Annotated in this window: 19 protein-coding genes; 15 read left to right on the forward strand and 4 right to left on the reverse strand. The window is 68.7% G+C overall.

Features of this window, described 5'->3' with window-relative positions; all coding sequences use genetic code 11:
- The first annotated feature begins 228 nt into the window (after positions 1–228).
- The 3 genes from ACFO5K_RS05510 to ACFO5K_RS05520 all read left to right on the forward strand — a co-directional run bounded on the left by ACFO5K_RS05510 (position 229) and on the right by ACFO5K_RS05520 (position 2,565).
- Positions 229–1,050 (forward strand): acyl-CoA thioesterase, encoded by an 822-nt coding sequence (locus tag ACFO5K_RS05510; protein ID WP_378556698.1) that lies wholly within the window; start codon positions 229–231, stop codon positions 1,048–1,050.
- A 46-nt stretch (positions 1,051–1,096) separates the two neighbouring features.
- A complete protein-coding gene (gene pdxT, locus ACFO5K_RS05515; RefSeq protein WP_378556700.1) occupies positions 1,097–1,717 on the forward strand; it encodes a pyridoxal 5'-phosphate synthase glutaminase subunit PdxT in 621 nt (206 codons plus the stop codon).
- 92 nt (positions 1,718–1,809) lie between these two features.
- Positions 1,810–2,565, forward strand: coding sequence for a YebC/PmpR family DNA-binding transcriptional regulator (locus tag ACFO5K_RS05520; protein ID WP_378556702.1), 756 nt, complete (start codon positions 1,810–1,812; stop codon positions 2,563–2,565).
- A gap of 51 nt (positions 2,566–2,616) precedes the next feature.
- Here the strand turns inward: ACFO5K_RS05520 and ACFO5K_RS05525 are convergent, their stop codons facing one another.
- Together ACFO5K_RS05525 and ACFO5K_RS05530 are read right to left on the reverse strand one after the other, a co-directional pair.
- On the reverse strand, positions 2,617–3,108 hold the full coding sequence (locus ACFO5K_RS05525) for an SRPBCC domain-containing protein (protein ID WP_378556704.1): 492 nt from the start codon (positions 3,106–3,108) through the stop codon (positions 2,617–2,619).
- A 78-nt stretch (positions 3,109–3,186) separates the two neighbouring features.
- On the reverse strand, positions 3,187–3,846 hold the full coding sequence (locus ACFO5K_RS05530) for a TetR/AcrR family transcriptional regulator (RefSeq protein WP_378556707.1): 660 nt from the start codon (positions 3,844–3,846) through the stop codon (positions 3,187–3,189).
- Between the two features lie 68 nt (positions 3,847–3,914).
- Here ACFO5K_RS05530 and ACFO5K_RS05535 point away from each other — a divergent pair, with 68 nt between their 5' ends.
- The 5 genes from ACFO5K_RS05535 to ACFO5K_RS05555 all read left to right on the forward strand — a co-directional run bounded on the left by ACFO5K_RS05535 (position 3,915) and on the right by ACFO5K_RS05555 (position 7,439).
- The gene (locus ACFO5K_RS05535; RefSeq protein WP_378556710.1) at positions 3,915–4,286 is read left to right on the forward strand and encodes a nitroreductase family deazaflavin-dependent oxidoreductase; all 372 of its coding nucleotides are present in this window, start codon (positions 3,915–3,917) and stop codon (positions 4,284–4,286) included.
- Positions 4,287–4,603: 317 nt separating this feature from the next.
- Positions 4,604–5,173, forward strand: coding sequence for a crossover junction endodeoxyribonuclease RuvC (ruvC, locus tag ACFO5K_RS05540; protein ID WP_378556713.1), 570 nt, complete (start codon positions 4,604–4,606; stop codon positions 5,171–5,173).
- On the forward strand, positions 5,170–5,769 hold the full coding sequence (gene ruvA / locus ACFO5K_RS05545; protein WP_378556716.1) for a Holliday junction branch migration protein RuvA: 600 nt from the start codon (positions 5,170–5,172) through the stop codon (positions 5,767–5,769). The genes ruvC and ruvA overlap by 4 nt, the downstream gene beginning before the upstream one ends.
- A gap of 3 nt (positions 5,770–5,772) precedes the next feature.
- Positions 5,773–6,873 (forward strand): Holliday junction branch migration DNA helicase RuvB, encoded by a 1,101-nt coding sequence (gene ruvB, locus ACFO5K_RS05550; protein ID WP_378556719.1) that lies wholly within the window; start codon positions 5,773–5,775, stop codon positions 6,871–6,873.
- Between the two features lie 53 nt (positions 6,874–6,926).
- Positions 6,927–7,439, forward strand: coding sequence for a GtrA family protein (locus tag ACFO5K_RS05555; protein WP_378556722.1), 513 nt, complete (start codon positions 6,927–6,929; stop codon positions 7,437–7,439).
- A 19-nt stretch (positions 7,440–7,458) separates the two neighbouring features.
- Here the strand turns inward: ACFO5K_RS05555 and ACFO5K_RS05560 are convergent, their stop codons facing one another.
- Positions 7,459–8,028, reverse strand: a complete 570-nt coding sequence (locus tag ACFO5K_RS05560) for a DivIVA domain-containing protein (protein ID WP_378556725.1) — start codon at positions 8,026–8,028, stop codon at positions 7,459–7,461.
- Between the two features lie 254 nt (positions 8,029–8,282).
- On the opposite strand from ACFO5K_RS05560, the gene ACFO5K_RS05565 reads away from it, so the two are divergent.
- The 6 genes from ACFO5K_RS05565 (at position 8,283) to ACFO5K_RS05590 (ending at position 15,632) form a co-directional block, all read left to right on the forward strand.
- The gene (locus ACFO5K_RS05565) at positions 8,283–9,773 is read left to right on the forward strand and encodes a flavin-containing monooxygenase (RefSeq protein WP_378556728.1); all 1,491 of its coding nucleotides are present in this window, start codon (positions 8,283–8,285) and stop codon (positions 9,771–9,773) included.
- Between the two features lie 119 nt (positions 9,774–9,892).
- Positions 9,893–10,237 (forward strand): preprotein translocase subunit YajC, encoded by a 345-nt coding sequence (gene yajC, locus ACFO5K_RS05570; RefSeq protein ID WP_378556731.1) that lies wholly within the window; start codon positions 9,893–9,895, stop codon positions 10,235–10,237.
- Positions 10,238–10,340: 103 nt separating this feature from the next.
- The gene (gene secD / locus ACFO5K_RS05575) at positions 10,341–12,119 is read left to right on the forward strand and encodes a protein translocase subunit SecD (RefSeq protein WP_378556734.1); all 1,779 of its coding nucleotides are present in this window, start codon (positions 10,341–10,343) and stop codon (positions 12,117–12,119) included.
- Positions 12,116–13,294, forward strand: coding sequence for a protein translocase subunit SecF (gene secF, locus ACFO5K_RS05580; protein WP_378556737.1), 1,179 nt, complete (start codon positions 12,116–12,118; stop codon positions 13,292–13,294). The genes secD and secF overlap by 4 nt, the downstream gene beginning before the upstream one ends.
- A gap of 23 nt (positions 13,295–13,317) precedes the next feature.
- Positions 13,318–15,030 carry an ABC transporter substrate-binding protein gene (locus tag ACFO5K_RS05585; protein ID WP_378556740.1) on the forward strand — a complete coding sequence of 571 codons (1,713 nt, stop codon included), beginning with the start codon at positions 13,318–13,320 and terminating at the stop codon, positions 15,028–15,030.
- A 29-nt stretch (positions 15,031–15,059) separates the two neighbouring features.
- On the forward strand, positions 15,060–15,632 hold the full coding sequence (locus ACFO5K_RS05590) for an adenine phosphoribosyltransferase (RefSeq protein ID WP_378556743.1): 573 nt from the start codon (positions 15,060–15,062) through the stop codon (positions 15,630–15,632).
- A 3-nt stretch (positions 15,633–15,635) separates the two neighbouring features.
- Here the strand turns inward: ACFO5K_RS05590 and ACFO5K_RS05595 are convergent, their stop codons facing one another.
- Complete coding sequence (locus ACFO5K_RS05595) at positions 15,636–16,247, reverse strand: GNAT family N-acetyltransferase (protein WP_378556746.1); 612 nt, start codon at positions 16,245–16,247, stop codon at positions 15,636–15,638.
- A 309-nt stretch (positions 16,248–16,556) separates the two neighbouring features.
- On the opposite strand from ACFO5K_RS05595, the gene ACFO5K_RS05600 reads away from it, so the two are divergent.
- On the forward strand, positions 16,557–18,134 hold the full coding sequence (locus ACFO5K_RS05600; RefSeq protein ID WP_378556749.1) for an ATP-binding cassette domain-containing protein: 1,578 nt from the start codon (positions 16,557–16,559) through the stop codon (positions 18,132–18,134).
- Positions 18,135–18,306 lie beyond the last annotated feature (172 nt).

The raw sequence follows: 18,306 nt of genomic DNA on the forward strand, positions 1-18,306 counted from the left end.
ATGTGGTTGATGTGCCGTTCGTGGCCGAGGACGGTGTGTGGAAGGTCCAGAAGTCGTGGGCGTGCACGATGCTGACGAACCTGGGCCAGCAGTCGGTCGCCTGCGCCTGATCGCTGCGCACCTGGCCCCGATCGGATCACCGGTCGGGGCCTTCGTGTCGGCGCTGCCGTCGACGCCCGCGTGGAGCCGGACAAACCGCTCGGTCGGGCAGACGATAATCTCGAGCCCATGGCGACAATCGAAGAGGCGCTCGAGATCGAGCGGCTGGAGCGCGACATCTTTCGCGGCGCGGCTACCGAATCCCAGCTCACGCGCACCTTCGGCGGCCAGGTAGCGGGCCGGGCGCTGGTCTCGGCGGTGCGTACCGTCGACCCCACCTTCCAGGTGCACTCGCTGCACGGGTACTTCCTGCGCCCGGGCAACCCCGAAGAACCCACCGTGTACCTGGTGGAACGCATTCGCGACGGTCGCTCGTTCTGCACCCGCCGGGTCACCGGGTTGCAGGACGGGCAGGCGATCTTCACGATGTCGGCCTCGTTCCACCGCGGCGACGAAGGCCCCGAACATCAGGACGTGATGCCGGTGGTCGAACCGCCCGACGACCTGCCCGACGCCGCGACCACGATGAGCCCCGAACGCCTGTGGGCGATGCGCGAATGGGAGCACTGGGACATCCGCACCGTGCCCCAGGACCAGGTCGCGCGCCGCGAGGGCACCGTCTCCCCGCAGCAGGTGTGGTTCCGGTACCGGCACCCGCTGCCCGACGACCCGATGTTCCACGTCTGCACGCTGGCCTACATGAGCGACATGACGCTGCTCGGTTCGTCGAAGGTGACCCACCCGGGCGAACCCACCCAGGACGCCTCCCTCGATCACGCCATGTGGTTCCTGCGCCCGTTCCGCGCCGACGAATGGCTGCTCTACGACCAGTCCTCGCCCTCGGCGGGGTTCGGCCGCGCGCTCACCGGCGGCAAGATCTGGGATCGTGCGGGCAACCTGGTCGCCGCCGTGGTCCAGGAAGGTCTGATCCGCACGCCGCGGCACAAGTGAGGCCGTGAGCGGGCCCACACCGGCGCGGCTCGTAAGCTCAGCGGCTGTGAACGCAACCTCGACCGCCGACCGCCCGACCATCGGTGTCCTCGCGCTGCAGGGTGACGTACGCGAACACGTGGCGGCGCTGGCGCACTGTGGTGCCGCGCCGGTGCTGGTGCGCCGCCCGGCCGAGCTGGCCGCCGTCGACGGGCTCGTGTTGCCGGGCGGCGAGTCGACCGCCATCTCCAAGCTGCTGCAGGCCTTCGAGCTGCTCGAACCGCTGCGCGCGCGCCTGCGTGACGGGCTGCCCGCGTTCGGATCGTGTGCGGGCATGATCCTGTTGGCCAGCGAGGTCCTCGACACCCGTGCCGACGCCGAGCACCTGTCCGGCATCGATATGACGGTGCGCCGCAACGCATTCGGCAGGCAGGTCGATTCCTTCGAGACCGACCTCGACTTCACCGGCCTCGACACGCCTGTGCGCGCGGTGTTCATCCGCGCGCCCTGGGCGGAGCGGGTCGGCGCGGACGTCGAGGTGCTGGCGCGGGTGCCCTCGGGTCCGGCCGAGGGGCGCATCGTCGCCGCCCGGCAGGGCAATGTGGTGGCGACCTCGTTCCACCCCGAGGTCACCGGGGATCTGCGGGTGCACGATCTGTTCGTCGGGTTGGTGCGCGCGGCCCGCTGAACGCCCGCGTCCACCGCCGTGGTGGGCCCGAGTAGGCTGGTTCGAGCTTGTCCGCCCGGGCAGACGCGCAACCGACCTGAAGGAAGTAGGGCATGAGCGGCCACTCCAAATGGGCCACCACCAAGCACAAGAAGGCGGGAATCGACGCCAAGCGCGGCAAACTCTTCGCCAAGCTGATCAAGAACATCGAGGTGGCGGCCCGTACCGGTGGCGGTGACCCGGCGGGTAACCCGACGCTGTACGACGCCATTCAGAAGGCCAAGAAGTCGTCGGTCCCCAACGACAACATCGAGCGTGCGCGCAAGCGTGGCGGCGGCGAGGAAGCCGGCGGCGCCGACTGGCAGACGATCATGTACGAGGGCTACGGCCCCAATGGTGTCGCCGTGCTGATCGAGTGCCTCACCGACAACCGCAACCGCGCCGCGGGCGAGGTGCGGGTCGCGATGACCCGCAACGGTGGCAACATGGCCGACCCCGGTTCGGTGGCCTACCTGTTCGCCCGCAAGGGCGTGGTGACTCTCGAGAAGAACGGCCTGTCCGAGGACGACGTGCTCGAGACAGTGCTCGACGCGGGCGCCGAAGATGTCAACGACCACGGCGACTCGTTCGAAATCATCAGCGAGCCCGGCGATCTGGTCGCCGTGCGGACCGCCCTGCAGGGTGCGGGCATCGACTACGACTCGGCCGAGTCCGGTTTCCAGGCTTCGGTGTCGGTCGCGGTCGACGCCGAGGGCGCCCGCAAGGTGCTCAAGCTGGTCGACGCGCTCGAAGACAGCGACGATGTGCAGAACGTGTACACCAATGTCGACATCTCCGACGAGGTCGCCGCCGAACTCGACGACGAATAACCCTCGCCCGTACCGCCCCGGCCGTGTCGTCGGCCGGGGCGGTCGGCGTTTCTACTGCCGGTAGTGCCGGGCCAGTGCCGGATAGTAGTCGGCGAAGTCGGGTCGTTCGGTGTTGGTGCACGCGGCGACGAACATGTCCGCGTAGTACTCCCAGCCCGGTCCGATCCGCTCGATCTCGGCCAGTTGGTACTCCGAGGTGAGGTGGTGGACCAGGCGCACCTGGGTGCTCGCTCCCGTGTCGAGCAGGCTCACCTCCATCCGCCACAGCCCGATCTGGTCGGCCGAGGACAGGCCCAGGTGCAGCGGTGGGGTGCAGTCGTCGATGTGCATCTCGGTCCACGGTTCGCCCTCTTCGAACCGCATCTGCACCTGGATGGTGTTGCCCGTGCCGGGTTCTCCCTGCCAGGTGCCGTACCAGCCCGCGGTCAGATCGGGATCGGTGAGCCTGCCCCAGACCTGTTCGATCGGCAGGCCGAGTGAGCGGGTGATCACGAGGTCGCGTCCTTCGGGGTTGGGCAGGATTTCGCCGGTGGGTATGGCCATGTGCGGTTCTCCCTCGCCTCGGATGCGTCGAGCAAACGGGTCTCTTCCGAAGGTACGCCGCCCGGTGATCGAGTGGATCTACCCCGATCGACGGCGGGCTTGGAGTGCGTCCAGGATCAGGTCGAGGCCGAAGTCGAACTCGGCGGTGTGGTCGTAGCCGGGTAGCAGGGCGTGCTCGGCGATCATCTCGGTCAGATACGGCAGGTCGGTCCCGGTCTGGGCGAGGATGCCGCCCGCGACGTCCTCGAGCTCGGTTGCCGTGCGCACCGGCAGGCTCGCCTCTTGCAATACGTATCCGCTGATGTAGCTGTCGATGAGGGACACGGCGTGCGCCGCCATGGGCAGCGAGAACCCTGCTGTGCGCAGGACGCCGAGGACCGCGTCGTGGTGGCGCAATGTCGACGGCCCCGGATTGCGGCGCGAGTCCATGAGCCCCAGTGCCCAGCTGTGCTGTGTGAGCACCGCGCGAGCGGATCGCGCGCGGGTCCGGACCGCGGAGCGCCAGTCGGGGGAGTCGATGCTGGGCAGGTCGATGGCGGCGAACACCGTGTCGACCACGCCGTCGAGCACCGCGTCCTTGTTGGGCAGGTGGTGGTAGAGCGACATCGCCTCCACCCCTAGTTCCTGGGCGATCCGGCGCATGGTGATCGCCTCGGCGCCACCGCGATCGGCGACGCGGATCGCGGCGTCCAGTATTCGTTCCCGGCTCAGCGGTGTGCGTGTCGGCGACGGCGGCATATTGACAATCTTACAGGCGTAAGTCAGCCTTACAGCTGTAAGCCACGCACAACGAAGGAGGCCATCCGATGCCGATGCCGAAGTGGTGGGGTCAGGTGAACAAGCGCGTGTTCAACCCGCGCGCACTCACGGGCGGGAAATGGCCGGTGCTCACCCACACCGGTCGTGTCTCCGGCACCATCTATCGCACCCCGCTCGATGCCCATCCTGTCGATGGCGGCTACCTGTTCGTCCTGGTCTACGGCTCGCGCTCGGACTGGGTGCGCAACGTCTTGGCTGCCGGCCACGCCCACCTCCGCGTCGACGGCACCGACCTGGCCCTCACCGCGCCGCGCCTGCTCGACCAGCCCGAGGCCGCGCGCCTGCTCCCCACCGACGTCACCAGCCCGCCGAAACTCCTGCGCATCACCGAATTCCTGCGCATGGACTTCGCTGACTGACGAACCTGTCGGACGCCGGTGTCACACTGTGGGCATGACCGAACACGCACTGCCGAATCCGGCTCGGAGCCCAGCGCGAGTGCCCGATCTCCGTCTGCGGCAGCAAGTTACGAGCGCGGCTCGGTCGCGGTTCGGAGGCTGTCCGGGGTTCGGACGCGTTCGTGTGGCCGGTCGTATCCCGCGCCGATCGGACGAGCCGACCCGCTCTGCTCGGTGGACGTTACCGTATCGACGGGGGGACGTGTCGCTGGTCGGGCCCTGCGCGGCAATGCCTTAGACTTCGAACAACTGTTCGTTTTCTTCGAAGGGGTTTGCCGGTGCGGGTGATGGGCGTCGATCCCGGGCTCACCCGGTGCGGGCTCAGCATGGTGGACAGTGGACCCGGCCGTAAGGTCGTCGCACTGGATGTGGGGGTGGTGCGCACGCCGCCCGAGCACGAGCTGGCGTTGCGGCTGATGGCGGTCGCCGATGCCGCCGAGGAATGGATGGATGTGCACCGGCCCGAGGCGGTGGCGATCGAGCGGGTGTTCGCCCAGCACAACGTGCGCACCGCGATGGGGACCGCGCAGGCCGGTGGGGTGATCGCGCTGGCCGCGGCCCGGCGCGGGATCAGGGTGGCCTTCCATACGCCCAGTGAGGTGAAAGCCGCGGTCACCGGCAACGGTACCGCCGACAAAGCGCAGGTCACCGCGATGGTGACCAGGATTCTGGGGCTGCAGGTGGCACCGAAACCGGCCGATGCCGCCGATGCGCTCGCCCTGGCGATCTGTCATTGTTGGCGGGCGCCGCTGCTGGACCGGATGGCGGCCGCGCAGGCGAAGGCCGAAGAGGTACGTCGCCGCTACGAACAGCGGCTGGCCGAACAACGGAAGGTGGTGCGCGGGTGATCGCGTCGGTACGCGGTGAGGTGCTCGAGATCGCGCTCGACCATGTGGTGATCGACGCCGCGGGCCTCGGGTACCGGGTCAACGCCACACCGGCCACCCTGGGCGGGCTCACCCGCGGCCAGGAAACACGGCTCTACACCGCGATGATCGTGCGCGAGGATTCGATGACCCTCTACGGGTTCGCCGACACCGAAGCGCGCGAACTGTTCGGCCTGCTGCAGACCGTGTCCGGCGTCGGCCCCCGCCTGGCGATGGCGGTGCTGGCCGTGCTCGAACCCGAAGCCCTGCGAAAAGCTCTGGCGGAGAGCAACGTTTCGGCGCTCACCCGGGTCCCCGGCATCGGCAAGCGCGGTGCCGAACGGATGGTCGTGGAACTGCGCGACAAGGTGAACGCGGTGCCGGTGCCCACCGGGGCACCCGGCGCCGAAACGCCGCGCACCCCGGTGCGTGAACAGGTCGTCGAGGCGCTCATCGGCCTGGGCTTTCCCGCCAAACAGGCCGAACAGGCCGTCGACACCGTCCTGGCCGACCAGCCCGCCGCCACCACCTCACCGGCCCTGCGCGCCGCACTCGGCCTGCTCGGCAAGAACAGGTAGCGCATGGACGACGACTTCGAAACCGACGAAGCCCTCGACACCGACGAATCCGCGCTCACCGCCCGGTATCTCAACGCCGACGGCGAAGCCGAAACCGGTCTGCGCCCCAGCTCGCTCGACGAGTTCATCGGCCAGGCCCGGGTGCGCGAACAACTCGCCCTGGTACTGCACGGTGCCCGGCAACGCGGCGCCACCCCCGACCACGTCCTGCTCTCGGGGCCGCCCGGGCTGGGCAAGACCAGCATGGCGATGATCATCGCCGGTGAACTCGGCACCGCCCTGCGCATCACCTCCGGACCGGCCCTGGAACGCGCCGGTGACCTGGCCGCCATGCTGTCCAATCTGGTCGAGGGCGATGTGCTGTTCATCGACGAGATCCACCGGATGGCGCGCCCGGCCGAGGAAATGCTGTACCTGGCGATGGAGGACTTCCGGGTCGACGTGGTGGTCGGCAAGGGGCCCGGCGCCACGTCGATCCCGCTCGACATCGCCCCGTTCACCCTGGTCGGTGCCACCACCCGCTCCGGCGCGCTCACCGGGCCGCTGCGCGACCGCTTCGGCTTCACCGGCCACATGGACTTCTACGAACCCGCCGAACTGCTGCGGATCCTGCTGCGCTCGGCCCGCATCCTGGGCGTCGAGCTCGATCACGCCGCCGCCGCCGAAGTGGCCGGCCGCTCCCGGGGCACCCCGCGCATCGCCAACCGGCTGCTGCGCCGGGTGCGTGACTTCGCCGAGGTCAGGGCCGACGGCATCATCACCCATCCGATCGCGCAGGCCGCGCTCGAGGTCTACGACGTGGACGCCCTCGGCCTCGACCGGCTCGACCGCGCTGTCCTCGGTGCCCTGGTCCGCGGATTCGGCGGCGGACCGGTGGGGGTGTCGACGCTGGCGGTCGCCGTCGGCGAGGAAGCCGCGACCGTGGAAGAGGTGTGCGAACCGTTCCTGGTGCGGGCCGGGCTCGTCGCCCGCACCCCGCGCGGGCGGGTCGCGACCGCGGGCGCGTGGGAACATCTGGGCTTGGTCCCGCCGCCGGATCTGGTGATCGGCGCCATCGAAGTGCGCGGGCGCGAACCACATCCGGGTGTCGAGCTGCTGGACTGAGGCAGCCGGTACCCGGCAGGCAGAGCGCCGCGACGTCGTCTACTGTCGATTCGGTGGCAGTCCATGCGGTGGTGCAGCGGTTCCCCGAACCGCTGCGTTCCCTGTTGCTGAAGCACCGGGAACTCCTGAAGTTCGCGATGGTCGGTGCGATCACCTGGTTCATCGACACCGGCGTCGTCTACGCGGTGAAGCTGACCGTCCTCGGCGACAAGCCGCTCACGGCGCGTCTGCTCGGTGCGCTGATCGCGACCATCGCCTCCTACATCCTCAACCGCGAATGGTCCTTCCGCACCCGCGGCGGCAGGCAGCGCAGCCACGAAGCCGCCCTGTTCTTCACCGTCAGCGCACTCGGCATTCTGGTCACCATGATCCCGCAGGCGATCTCGCTGTACGCGCTGAATCTGCGGGTGCCGCACGTGGATCCGATGGTGCAGATGGTCGCCAACTTCGTTTCCGGCCAGATCCTGGGTGTGCTGCTGGCGATGGCGTTCCGGTTCTGGGCGTTCCGCCGCTACGTTTTCCCCGACGACCTGCGCGAAGCCGAGCTGCACAGCATCCAGGGCTGAGCCGGCCCGGCCGTCGCCGTCACACCTTGCGCTCGAGCGCGGTGATCACCAGGTCGACGAAGGCGTCGACCTCTTCGCGGGAATAGCCGCGGCTGCCCAGCCGGGTGTCGGTGAAGCGGACCCCGCGCACATCGGCGGCGGTGAGACTGCCCGGGCCGTCGTGGGCCAGGGTCGCCGCCACCAGGTCCAAGAACGCGTCGACCTCTTCCTCGTGATAGCCGCGTCTGCCCACCGCCGACTGGCTGAACCGCATGCGGTGCACGTCGTCGGGGGAGAGCATGTCGGTGGCGACATCGCCGGCCCGGGCGGCGGGGACCGGAGAGCCGCCCTTCTGGCGGTGTTCGAGTTCGGTCCTGACCCGGTCCAGGAAGTCGTCGACCTGGTCGGCCTGGTAGCCGCGGCCGCCGAAACGGGGCGCGGGGAAGTGGACGTGCCGGATGTCGTCGGCGGTGAGCGCGCCTTGCCCGTGCAGCGTGGCCGCGACCAGTTCCAGGAAGGCGTCGACCTCGTCTGCGTGGTAGCCGCGATGGCCCAGGGTCGGCATGGCGAAGTGGGTGCGGCTCACATCGTCGGGCGTCACAGCGGTCATTGTGTCAGGATTGCCCTTCCATCCCAGCGGTTTTCGTCATCGGGCAGCCACGCGCACGTCGGCGATGAACTACCGGCGCACCGCGTGACTGTACACCGACAGCCCACCGGATCAGGGTGACGCAGGTGGGCGACGATGCCCGCCGAAGGGTGTTCTCGCCCCATGGCTTCGGTACTTCGGCGGTGTTACTGTCGAGGTACCGGGGACGACCTGTCGTCTCGCGGGGAGATGCTCGCAGTGCGAGGAGGTTCGACGTGGCGCCTCAATGGGACGCGGTCGTGGTCGGGGCGGGTTTCGGCGGCATCGGTGCCGGCATCGAACTCGATCGGCTCGGACTGCACGATTTCGTCATCCTGGAGCGTGAGGACGACCTGGGCGGCACCTGGCACGTGAACAGGTATCCGGGTCTGGCCGTCGACATCGCCTCGGTCACCTACTCGTACTCGTTCGAACCGAATCCGTCGTGGTCCAGACTGTTCGCGCCCGGCGCCGAACTGAAGAAGTACGCCGAGCACGTCGCGGTCAAATACGACCTGCGCAGGCGGATGCGCTTCGGAACCGTCGTCGAGGGCGCGCGCTGGGACGCCGGCAACGAGCAGTGGGTGGTCACCGTCGCCGGTGGGGAGACCCTCACCGCGCGTTACCTGCTCACCGCCACCGGCTTCCTTTCCCAGCCCTACACCCCGCCGTTCCCCGGGATCGAATCCTTCGCGGGCAAGATCATCCACACCACCGCCTGGGACGACGACTACGACCTCACCGACCGCCGGGCCGCCGTCATCGGTACCGGCGCCACCGCCGTGCAACTGGTGCCAGAGGTGGCCGAGCGGGTCGCCGAACTGACGGTGTTCCAGCGCACCCCCATCTGGGTGGTGCCCAAGGTCGACGCCCCCATCCCCGGTGTGGTGCGCGGGCTGTTCGCCAAGGTGCCGCTCACCCAGAAGGCCGCGCGGCTGGTGAACACCGGCATGCTCGAGGCGCTGATGGTGGTGGGCGTGCTGCACTACGCGCAGGCCAAGCCGGTGAACTCCGCGGCCGCCGCGCTGGCCAGGGCCCACCTGTACGCCCAGGTACGCGACCCCGAGACCCGGGCGAAGCTCACCCCGCACTACGACTTCGGCTGCAAGCGGCCCACCTTCTCCAACACCTACTTCAAGACGTTCAACCAGCCGCACGTGCACCTCGAGACCAACCCCATCGACCACGTCGAACCCGACGGCATCGTCACCGCCGACGGTCACAAGACCGAGATCGACACCCTGCTGCTGGCCACCGGCTTCAACCTGTGGGACGTGAACTTCCCGGCCATCGAGATCATCGGACGCGACGGGGTGGATCTCGGAAAGTTCTGGCGCGACAACCGATTCCAGGCCTACGAGGGCATCACCGTGCCCAAGTTCCCGAACTTCCTGAGCCTCAACAGCCCGTACTCCTACAGCGGGCTGTCCTACTTCACCACCATCGAGGCCCAGATGAAGCACATGGGCAGGCTGTTCACCGAGATGTTGCGCCGCGGCGAACACACCTTCGAGGTCACCGAACGCGCCAACGCCGAGTTCCTCGACCGCGTCACCGCCAAGCTGGGCTCCTCGGTGTTCTACGGCGGCGACTGCGCCACCGCGCGCAGCTACTACTTCAACCAGCACGGCGAAGCGGCCCTGCTGCGCCCGACCAGCACCACCAACGCCCATCGCGAGGCGGTCACCTTCCCCCTCGACGACTACACCTACGGCCGCACCGCCTGAGGGCCTGGCCGCCCGGTTTCCGCGTGCGCGGTGGTGTCCGGTGTGTCGGTACGGCGGGGAACTGGCAGACTGTCAGGCGTACTTGCACGTCCACCACTGACTAGGGACTGACTTCGACGATGGACTTCCTGTTTCCGCTGCTGATCCTGGCCCTGCTCGTGCCGATGTTCTTCGGTATCCGCAAACAGAAGCGGGAGGCCGAGAAGGTCTCGACGATGCAGGAGAGCCTGCAGGTCGGTGACGCGGTGATCACCACATCGGGCCTGTACGGCACCGTCGTCGACCTCGACGATTCCACCGTCGACCTGGAGATCGCCGAGGACGTCATCACCACCTGGCTGCGACAGGCCATCCGTGAGGTGCGCGTCGAGGAGACCACCGCCGAGCAGACCGCCGCCGTGGCCGCCGACGCCCCCGTCGAGGAAGCCGCCGAGCAGACCGAGACCCGGCTGACCAAGGACTGAGCAGTCCTTCTCGAACCGGTGCGGGCGCCCTCGCCGCGCACCGGTCGGGCACGGTTGTGCCCACCCGATCCAGCCTCGACTTCCGCCTAGGAGATGACCTGCTGTGCCACCTTCCCAAGGATCGGCGCATCCGTTCCGGTTGCTCGGCGTCTACGCCGCGCTGCTGGCCGTGATCTACGCGCTGGTGTTCTTCACCGGTGACCATTCCCCGTCGGCCAAGCTCGGCATCGACCTGCAGGGCGGTACCCGCGTCACGTTGACCGCGCGTACCCCCGACGGCACCCAGCCCAGCCAGGAGAGCCTGAAACAGGCGCAACAGATCATCGAGAAGCGTGTCAACGGTCTCGGCGTCTCCGGCTCCGAGGTCGTCATCGACGGCGACAACCTCGTCATCACGGTGCCCGGCGAGGACAGCCAGCAGGCGCGCGCCCTGGCCACCACCGCCAAGCTCTATATCCGGCCGGTGCTGGCCGCCACCCCGCCGCAGGTCGGTGGGGCCGCGCCGCCGGAACAAGGTGGAACACCGCGATCCCCGGCCCCGGTGGATCCGAACGCGCCGGTCGATCCGAACGCCCCGGTCGCTCCGAACGCCCCGGTCGATCCGAACGTGCCGGTCGATCCGAACGCGCCGGTCGATCCGAACGCTCCGGCAGCCGACCCGGCGGCTCCCGCCGAGCCGGTCACCCCGGCACCGCAGTCGCGAGTGTTCCCCGCGCAGGCACCGCCGACCCCCACCCCGCCGCCGGGTGGTGAGCCCACCTTCCAGGAACAGCAGGCCAAGGAGATCGCCGAGGCCAAGGAACTGCGGCAGAGCACCGATCCGGCCGTGCAGCAGGCCGCGATGGCGAGCATGGACTGCACCGTGCCCGACCCGCTGACCGGTAACGACGACCCGGCTTTGCCGCTGGTCACCTGCTCGCAGGACGGCACCGAGGTGTTCCTGCTCGGCCCCAGCCGCATCGACGGCCAGGAGATCGCCGACGCCACCTCCGGCTTCAACGCCCAGCAGGCCCGGCACGAGGTGAACCTCGAGTTCAAGTCCGCGGGTGCCGACGAGTGGGGCAAGCTCACCGGTGAGTACCTGAACAAGCGGGTCGCGTTCGTACTCGACTCGCAGGTGGTCAGCGCACCGCAGGTGCAGCAGGGTCCGCAGCTCGGTGGCAGCACCTCGATCTCGGGCAGCTTCACCGCCGACAGCGCGACCGAACTGGCCAACACACTCAAGTACGGCTCGTTGCCGCTGTCGTTCCAGACCTCCGAAGCCGAGACGGTCTCGGCCACGCTCGGCTTGTCCTCGCTCAAGGCCGGTCTGCTCGCGGGCGCGATCGGCCTGGTCGCGGTGCTGATGTACTGCCTGCTGGTCTACCGGCTGCTCGGCCTGCTCGCCGGGTTCTCGCTGGTTGTCGCCGGGTTCGCCGTCTACGGCATCATCGTGCTGCTCGGGCGCTGGATCGGGTTCACCCTCGACCTGGCCGGTATCGCCGGTCTGATCATCGGTATCGGTCTGACCGCCGACTCGTTCGTGGTGTTCTTCGAGCGCATCAAGGACGAGATGCGCGAGGGCCGCAGCTTCCGTTCGGCCGTGCCGCGCGGCTGGGCCAGGGCACAGCGCACCAACCTGTCCGGTAAGACGGTCAGCCTGATCGCCGCGGTGGTGCTGTACGTGCTCGCCGCCGGTCAGGTGAAGGGCTTCGCCTTCACTCTCGGTGTCACCACCGTCCTCGACGTGATCGTGCTCTACCTGGTCACCGCACCGCTGATGATGCTCGCCGCGCGCTCCCCGTTCTGGGCCAAGCCGTCGGTGAACGGTCTGGGCGTCGTACAGCAGATCGCCAGGGAACGCGGCGCGGGCCAGGGCCGGCCGAAGGAGATGTCACGATGACCAATGCCAATCCCACCGGCGCCCCGGTGACACTCGACAAATCCGGTTCCGGCCCGGCGCCGCACTACAGCTTCTTGGAGCGGCTCTACACCGGTACCGGTGGCTTCCCGATCGTCAGCAGGCGCAAGCTGTTCTACTCGCTCGCCGCGATCTTCCTGCTGATCTCGTTGCTCAGCATCGCGGTGCGCGGCTTCACCCTGGGCATCGACTTCACCGGTGGCTCGCGCATCCAGATCCCCGCCACCGACCAGATGACCACCCAGCAGGTGGAGGATGTCTACGCCGAAGCGCTCGGCCACGAGCCGGTGTCGGTGCAGCGCGTCGGTTCCGGTGCCGCCGCGACGATCCAGCTGCGCTCGGAGACCCTCGAGGCCGAGGAGGTCGGCCAGGTCACCACCGCGCTGGTCGAGGCGTTCCAGCCCAAGGATTCCTCCGGCGCGGTCAGCCGCGATGCCATCAGCATCGCCGACATCAGCGAAACCTGGGGCGGGCAGATCACCCAGAAGGCCCTGATCGCGCTGCTGGTGTTCGTCGTGCTGACGATGATCTACATCGCGATCCGATTCGAACGGGACATGTCGATCGCGGCGATCGTGTCGCTGTTCTTCAACCTGATCGTCACCGCGGGCATCTATTCGCTGGTCGGGTTCGAGGTGACGCCGGCCGCGGTGATCGGTCTGCTCACGATTCTCGGTTTCGCGCTCTATGACAACGTCGTGGTGTTCGACAAGGTCGAAGAGAACACCAGAGGTGTATTGCACCTGCACAAACGCACTTACGCCGAACAGGCCAACCTCGCGGCCAACCAGACTCTGATGCGCTCGATCAGCACCACCGTCATCGGCATCCTGCCGATCATCGGCATGTTGGTGATCGCGGTGTGGCTGCTCGGTGTCGGTACGTTGAAAGACCTCGCGCTGGTGCAGATGGTCGGCATGATCGTCGGCGCCTACTCCTCGGTGTTCTTCGCCGTCCCGGTGCTGGTCTCGATCAAGGAACGTTGGGGGCCGGTGGCCGCGCACACCAAGAAGGTGCACGACAAGCGCGCCGACGTGGGCGTGCGTGCGCCGGTGACGGCGGGCGCGAGTGCGGCGCGTGGACCGCGGCGCGGCGAGGCGAGTGCACCGCGACCGGGTGCCCGGCCGAGCGGGAAGCGGCACAAGGGCAGGCACTGACGGCGACAGCAGGGGCTCATATCATGCGACGCAGCACGATTCGACTGATCACCGTGCTCGCCACGGCGGGTGTGAGCGCCGGCCTGCTGGCGGGCTGCTCGAGCAAGAACCAGGTGCCTTCCATCGGCTACGCCGTCGACGCGGTGGTCGCCAGCTACAACGGTGGCAGCACCCTCGGCGCGAGCAGCGGGTCGGCGGCGGTGTTCGGCCGCGTGCTGACCGGGTTCTTCTACACCGGACCCGATGGTCAGCAGGTGGCCGACACCGATGTCGGCACCGCCAAGGAAGTACCGGGCGAAACGCAGACGGTGCAGTACCGGCTCAACCCGGACGGGGTGTACTCCGACGGGGTACAGACCTCCTGTGACGATCTGGTGCTGGCCTGGTCGGCGCGTTCGGGCAAGTTCACCCGGCCGGGGGAGGGCGGACCGGTTCCGCTGTTCGACGCCGCGAGCACCGAGGGCTACGCCGATATCGAACGCGTCGAGTGTCAGCCGGGATCCAAGGACGCCACCGTGGTGTTCCGCCCCGGCACGCACTACCTGCCCTGGCGCACGCTGTTCACCGCTGCCGAGCTGATGCCCGCGCACGTGGTGGCGCAGGCGGTCGGTGTGCCGGAAGTGGTGAGCGCCCTGCAGTCCGGTGATCAGGCCGTGGTGCAGCGGATCGCCGATTTCTGGAACTCGGGCTGGACCATGGCACCGGGCGAGCTCGACCTCACCGCGTTCCCGTCCTCGGGCCCGTACCGGATCGAATCCTTCGATGCCGAGGACGGTCTGGTGCTGGTCGCCAACGAGAAGTGGTGGGGTTCGCCGCCGCAGACCAGCCGGATCGTGGTGTGGCCCAAGGGTTCGGACTTCGCCGCCAAGGCGAAGGACAACGCGCTCGGTGTCGTGGACCTCGGGGCCGGGTCGGTGCCCGAGCTGTCCCTCGAGGGTTTCGACGAGCGGACGGTGCCCAGTCGCAGTGCCGAACAACTCGTTCTCGCCACCGGCGGGGTGTTCGCTCCGGTGGAGGTGCGCCGGGCCTTCGCCCAGTGCGTGCCGCGCCAGGCCCTGTTCGACACCCTGGGCAGCGCCGGTGAACCACCCCAACACGGCCTCGGCGCGGGCCCGCTCAACAGCCGTGTGGTGCAACAGGACTCGCTGTACTACCCCGCGGTGGCCGGCACCGCCGACCGCTACCGTGGCACCGACATCCCGGCCGCCACGGCGACGCTGGCCTCGGTCGGTGCCGATCAGCCGACCGTCCGCATCGGCTATCGGGCGCCGGACGCGCGGCGTGCCCAGACCGTGGCGATGATCGCGGAGTCCTGCCGCGGCGCGGGGATCACCGTGGTCGACGCGGGCACCCCCGATTTCACCCCCGCCCAGCTCACCCAGGGTGCGGTCGACGCCGCCCTCGGTGGCACCGCCGCGGTGCCCGGCCCCGCCGGTTCGGCGACCGGAGTGCCCGCGTTCGCGGCGTTGCGGGCCGGTAACGGACTCGATGCCGGTGGCTTCGGCAACGGCCGCTACGATGCGATCACCGATCAGCTTGCGGGCGAAACCGATTCGACCGCAACGCTGAATCTGCTGACCGAAGCCGAAAACCTGCTGTGGGCGCAGGTGCCGAGCATTCCGTTGTTCGCGACACCACGCGTCATCGCGTTCGGCAACGGCATGCAGAACGGGATAGCCGGGCCGACGCAGGCCGGTACCGGCTGGAACATGGACCGCTGGGTGTTGCAGCGGTGAGCAGTCGTGATCGTGACGGAGAGGTGTCGATGAGCAAGCACGCGGTGGTCGAGTCCGACGACGAGGTGAACGAGCGGACCACCAGAGCCGCCGACGCGGTGTCGAGGCTCACCCGCTGGCACGACGACTTCCCCACGCCCGGTGTGCGTTTCGCTGATCTCACCCCCGTCTTCGCGGACGCCGAGGGGTTCCGGTCCGTCATCGATTGTTTCGCCGCCGTGGCGCCCGAAGCCGATCTGGTGGCCGGGGTGGACGCGCGCGGCTTCCTGCTCGGTGCCGGCGTGGCCGCGGCGCTGGGCACCGGCGTGCTCGCCATCCGCAAGGGTGGCAAGCTGCCGCCGCCGGTGGTGTCGCGCGAATACCAGCTCGAATACGGTTCGGCCGCACTGGAAATCCCCGCCGACGGCGTGGAACTCGAGGGCAAGCGGATCCTGCTGCTCGACGATGTCCTGGCCACCGGCGGTACCCTCGCCGCCGCGGGCGCGCTGTTCCAGGAAGTCGGCGCCGAGGTGGTCGCCGCGGCGGTGGTGATGGAACTCGAGTTCCTGAAGGGCCGCGAACACCAGGGTGACTACCCGGTGACCTCCATCGTCAAGCTCTGACGCTCAGCGCCGCGCGCGCAACATCGGCCAGATCGACGGGCCGCCGGGAAGCCGGAGTTCTCCGGTCACGGTGAAGCCGAAGCGTTCGTAGTAGCCGATGTTGTCGGGGTTACTCGATTCCAGGTAGGCATCGGCGCCCTCGGCGTCGATGCGATCGAGACGCGAGCGCAGCAGGGCGCTGCCGAAGCCGTCTCCGCGAGCGTCGGGGGCGGTGCCGATGGTGCCCAGGTACCAGTGCGGTTCACCGGGGTGATTCTCTTTCAGCAGGTCGCCGAGTTTTTTGCCGACCAGGGCGCGCCGGCCGAGAGCTCGCAAGATGCTCGGCAACATGCGCAGTTCGGTGCGAGCCGGGGTCCGCGCGTGTTCTGGTGGCGTCCACAACGCCACCCCTGCCACCGTGCGGTCCGGGCGCAACGCCAGGTCCGAGGCGCCGACCGGGACGAAGACGTGGCGGGCCATCGTGGCGAAGAAGCGGCGCAGTCCGACCGCGCGCCGAGTCGGGTCGGGCAGCATCCAGCTCATCACCGGGTCGTGCTGGAAAGCCGCGGCCAGGGTCTGCGCGGCGGCCTCGACGTCGCCGGGCCCGGCGACACGCATCGGAATGGTCTTCGACATGGCACTCCTATGAGGTTCCGGGCCGCTCGGGTATTTCGTCCGGGCGTCTCCCGGTGCCCAGGGTAATGGTCGCGTCATCGGGAGGTCGGGCGCGCTTGCCGCCCAACCGGTTTCCGCGCGCGGTGGCGACCCGGCGGGCCGGGGAGCGGACTGTCGCCCGAAAAAGGGGTGGCGGGGCGAGTGCGTTCGGTGTTATCAATGAAGAGTCCTGTTCCCGGCGATCGGAGTCGTGCGTTGATTTCTTGAGGTAGCTCTCGGACGGTCCGCAATCTGCGCACCGTGTATCCGTCGCACCTCCAGGGGATCCGCATGACCTCTTTGTCCTTTTCCGATCTCACCTTTCACTGGCCGGACGGCACCGCCCTGTTCGACGGTCTCGACGCCGTCGTCGGCCCCGGTCACATCGGCCTCGTCGGTGCCAACGGCGCCGGGAAATCCACACTGCTGCGACTGATCACCGGCGAGCTGCGCCCCGTCCGCGGGTCGATCACCGTGCCCGGCGGGCTCGGGTATCTGCGCCAGGATCTCGGCATGCGCGCCGGTCAGCGGGTCGATGCGGTACTCGGGATCGCCGGGTTGCGGGCCGCGCTGCACCGCATCGAGAACGGCACCGCCACCGCCGCCGACTTCGACACGATCGGTACCCACTGGCAGGTCGAGGACGAAGCGGTCGCACTGCTCGGCAAACTCGGGCTCGACTACGTTGCCGGGTCCGTCGCCGACCTGGATCGCACGCTCGACACCCTCTCGGGTGGGGAAACGGTGCTGCTCGGGCTAGTCGCCGAACTACTGCGAGAACCCGATGTGCTGCTGCTCGACGAGCCGACCAACAACCTCGACACGGTGGCGCGCGGACGGCTCTACGAGGTGATCCGCCAGTTCACCGGCACCGTGATCGTGGTCAGCCACGACCGGGAACTGCTCGACCGCATGGACGGCATCGCCGAGTTGCGGGCCGGAGCGATCCGGCTCTTCGGTGCCAACTTCAGCGAATACGAGCGCATCGTCGAGCAGGAACAGCTCGCCGCCAGGGCGGCAGTGCGTGACGCGCGCAGCGATGTGCGCAAACAGGCCCGTGAGCTGGAGGCGGCCCGGATCAAACTGGATCGACGAAAGCGATACGGGCAGAAGATGTTCGAGAACAAGCGTGAACCGAAGATCGTGATGGGAATGCGCAAACGCAGCGCCGAGGTGTCGGCGGGCAAACTGCGCAACTCCCACATCGACAAACTCGACAACGCCCGCGAGACCCTCGACCACGCCCAGGAGCTGGTGCGCGCCGACCGGGAGATCCGGGTGGAACTGCCCGGCACCCGGCTCTATCCGGGACAGGACTTGATCGCGCTGGACGGGGTGCGCCTGACCAACGGCCCGGTGGTCGAGCTGCGGGTGAGCGGGCCGGAACGGATCGCGCTCACCGGGCGCAACGGGGCGGGCAAGACCACGCTGCTGCGCCGGATCGTCGCCGAACAACCGAAGGTAGCGTGGCGATTGCTGCCCCAGCGCCTCGACGTGTTCGACGAGACGCGCACGGTGTTCGAGAACGTGGCCGCGGCCGCGCCGCACGCGTCGGCCGAACGGATCCGCGGGCAACTGGCTCGGTTCCTGTTCCGCGGCGCCGACGCCGACATCGCGGCCGCGGCGCTGTCGGGCGGCGAACGTCTGCGCGCCGCGCTGGCGACGCTGCTGCTGGCCGAACCGGCGCCGAAGCTGCTGATGCTCGACGAACCGACCAACAACCTCGACCTGCCCAGCCTGGCCCATCTCACCCAGGCGCTGGCGAGCTTCGAGGGCGCGTTGATCGTGGTCAGCCACGACGAACGCTTCCTCGCCGACATCGGGGTGACGCGCACCCTCGAACTCACACCCGAGGGGCTGGTCGAATAGCGTGCACGGCAGGGGCCGATGGTGGCGAACCCGTGCCGCATCGGCGCCGACGCACTACCGTCGCAGGCCTGTGACCGCAGGGATTCGAACACAGGGTCGGTGCGGGGACTAAAGTAGTGGTCCGGGGCGGTTGCAGCACTCGGTCGACGGACCGGATGCGGCGTGAGAGGTG

The organism is Nocardia halotolerans, assembly GCF_042650145.1.
In the GTDB taxonomy this organism is placed as follows: Bacteria; Actinomycetota; Actinomycetes; order Mycobacteriales; family Mycobacteriaceae; genus Nocardia; species Nocardia halotolerans.

Coding starts and splice junctions, on each gene's coding strand:
- yajC (WP_378556731.1), top strand. CDS start 9,893: ATGGACTTCCTGTTTCCGCTGCTGATCCTGGCCCTGCTCGTGCCGATG.
- ACFO5K_RS05520 (WP_378556702.1), top strand. CDS start 1,810: ATGAGCGGCCACTCCAAATGGGCCACCACCAAGCACAAGAAGGCGGGA.
- ACFO5K_RS05510 (WP_378556698.1), top strand. CDS start 229: ATGGCGACAATCGAAGAGGCGCTCGAGATCGAGCGGCTGGAGCGCGAC.
- secF (WP_378556737.1), top strand. CDS start 12,116: ATGACCAATGCCAATCCCACCGGCGCCCCGGTGACACTCGACAAATCC.
- ACFO5K_RS05535 (WP_378556710.1), top strand. CDS start 3,915: ATGCCGATGCCGAAGTGGTGGGGTCAGGTGAACAAGCGCGTGTTCAAC.
- ruvB (WP_378556719.1), top strand. CDS start 5,773: ATGGACGACGACTTCGAAACCGACGAAGCCCTCGACACCGACGAATCC.
- ACFO5K_RS05585 (WP_378556740.1), top strand. CDS start 13,318: ATGCGACGCAGCACGATTCGACTGATCACCGTGCTCGCCACGGCGGGT.
- ACFO5K_RS05600 (WP_378556749.1), top strand. CDS start 16,557: ATGACCTCTTTGTCCTTTTCCGATCTCACCTTTCACTGGCCGGACGGC.
- ACFO5K_RS05590 (WP_378556743.1), top strand. CDS start 15,060: ATGAGCAAGCACGCGGTGGTCGAGTCCGACGACGAGGTGAACGAGCGG.
- ACFO5K_RS05530 (WP_378556707.1), bottom strand. CDS start 3,846: ATGCCGCCGTCGCCGACACGCACACCGCTGAGCCGGGAACGAATACTG.
- ACFO5K_RS05560 (WP_378556725.1), bottom strand. CDS start 8,028: ATGACCGCTGTGACGCCCGACGATGTGAGCCGCACCCACTTCGCCATG.
- ACFO5K_RS05595 (WP_378556746.1), bottom strand. CDS start 16,247: ATGTCGAAGACCATTCCGATGCGTGTCGCCGGGCCCGGCGACGTCGAG.
- ACFO5K_RS05525 (WP_378556704.1), bottom strand. CDS start 3,108: ATGGCCATACCCACCGGCGAAATCCTGCCCAACCCCGAAGGACGCGAC.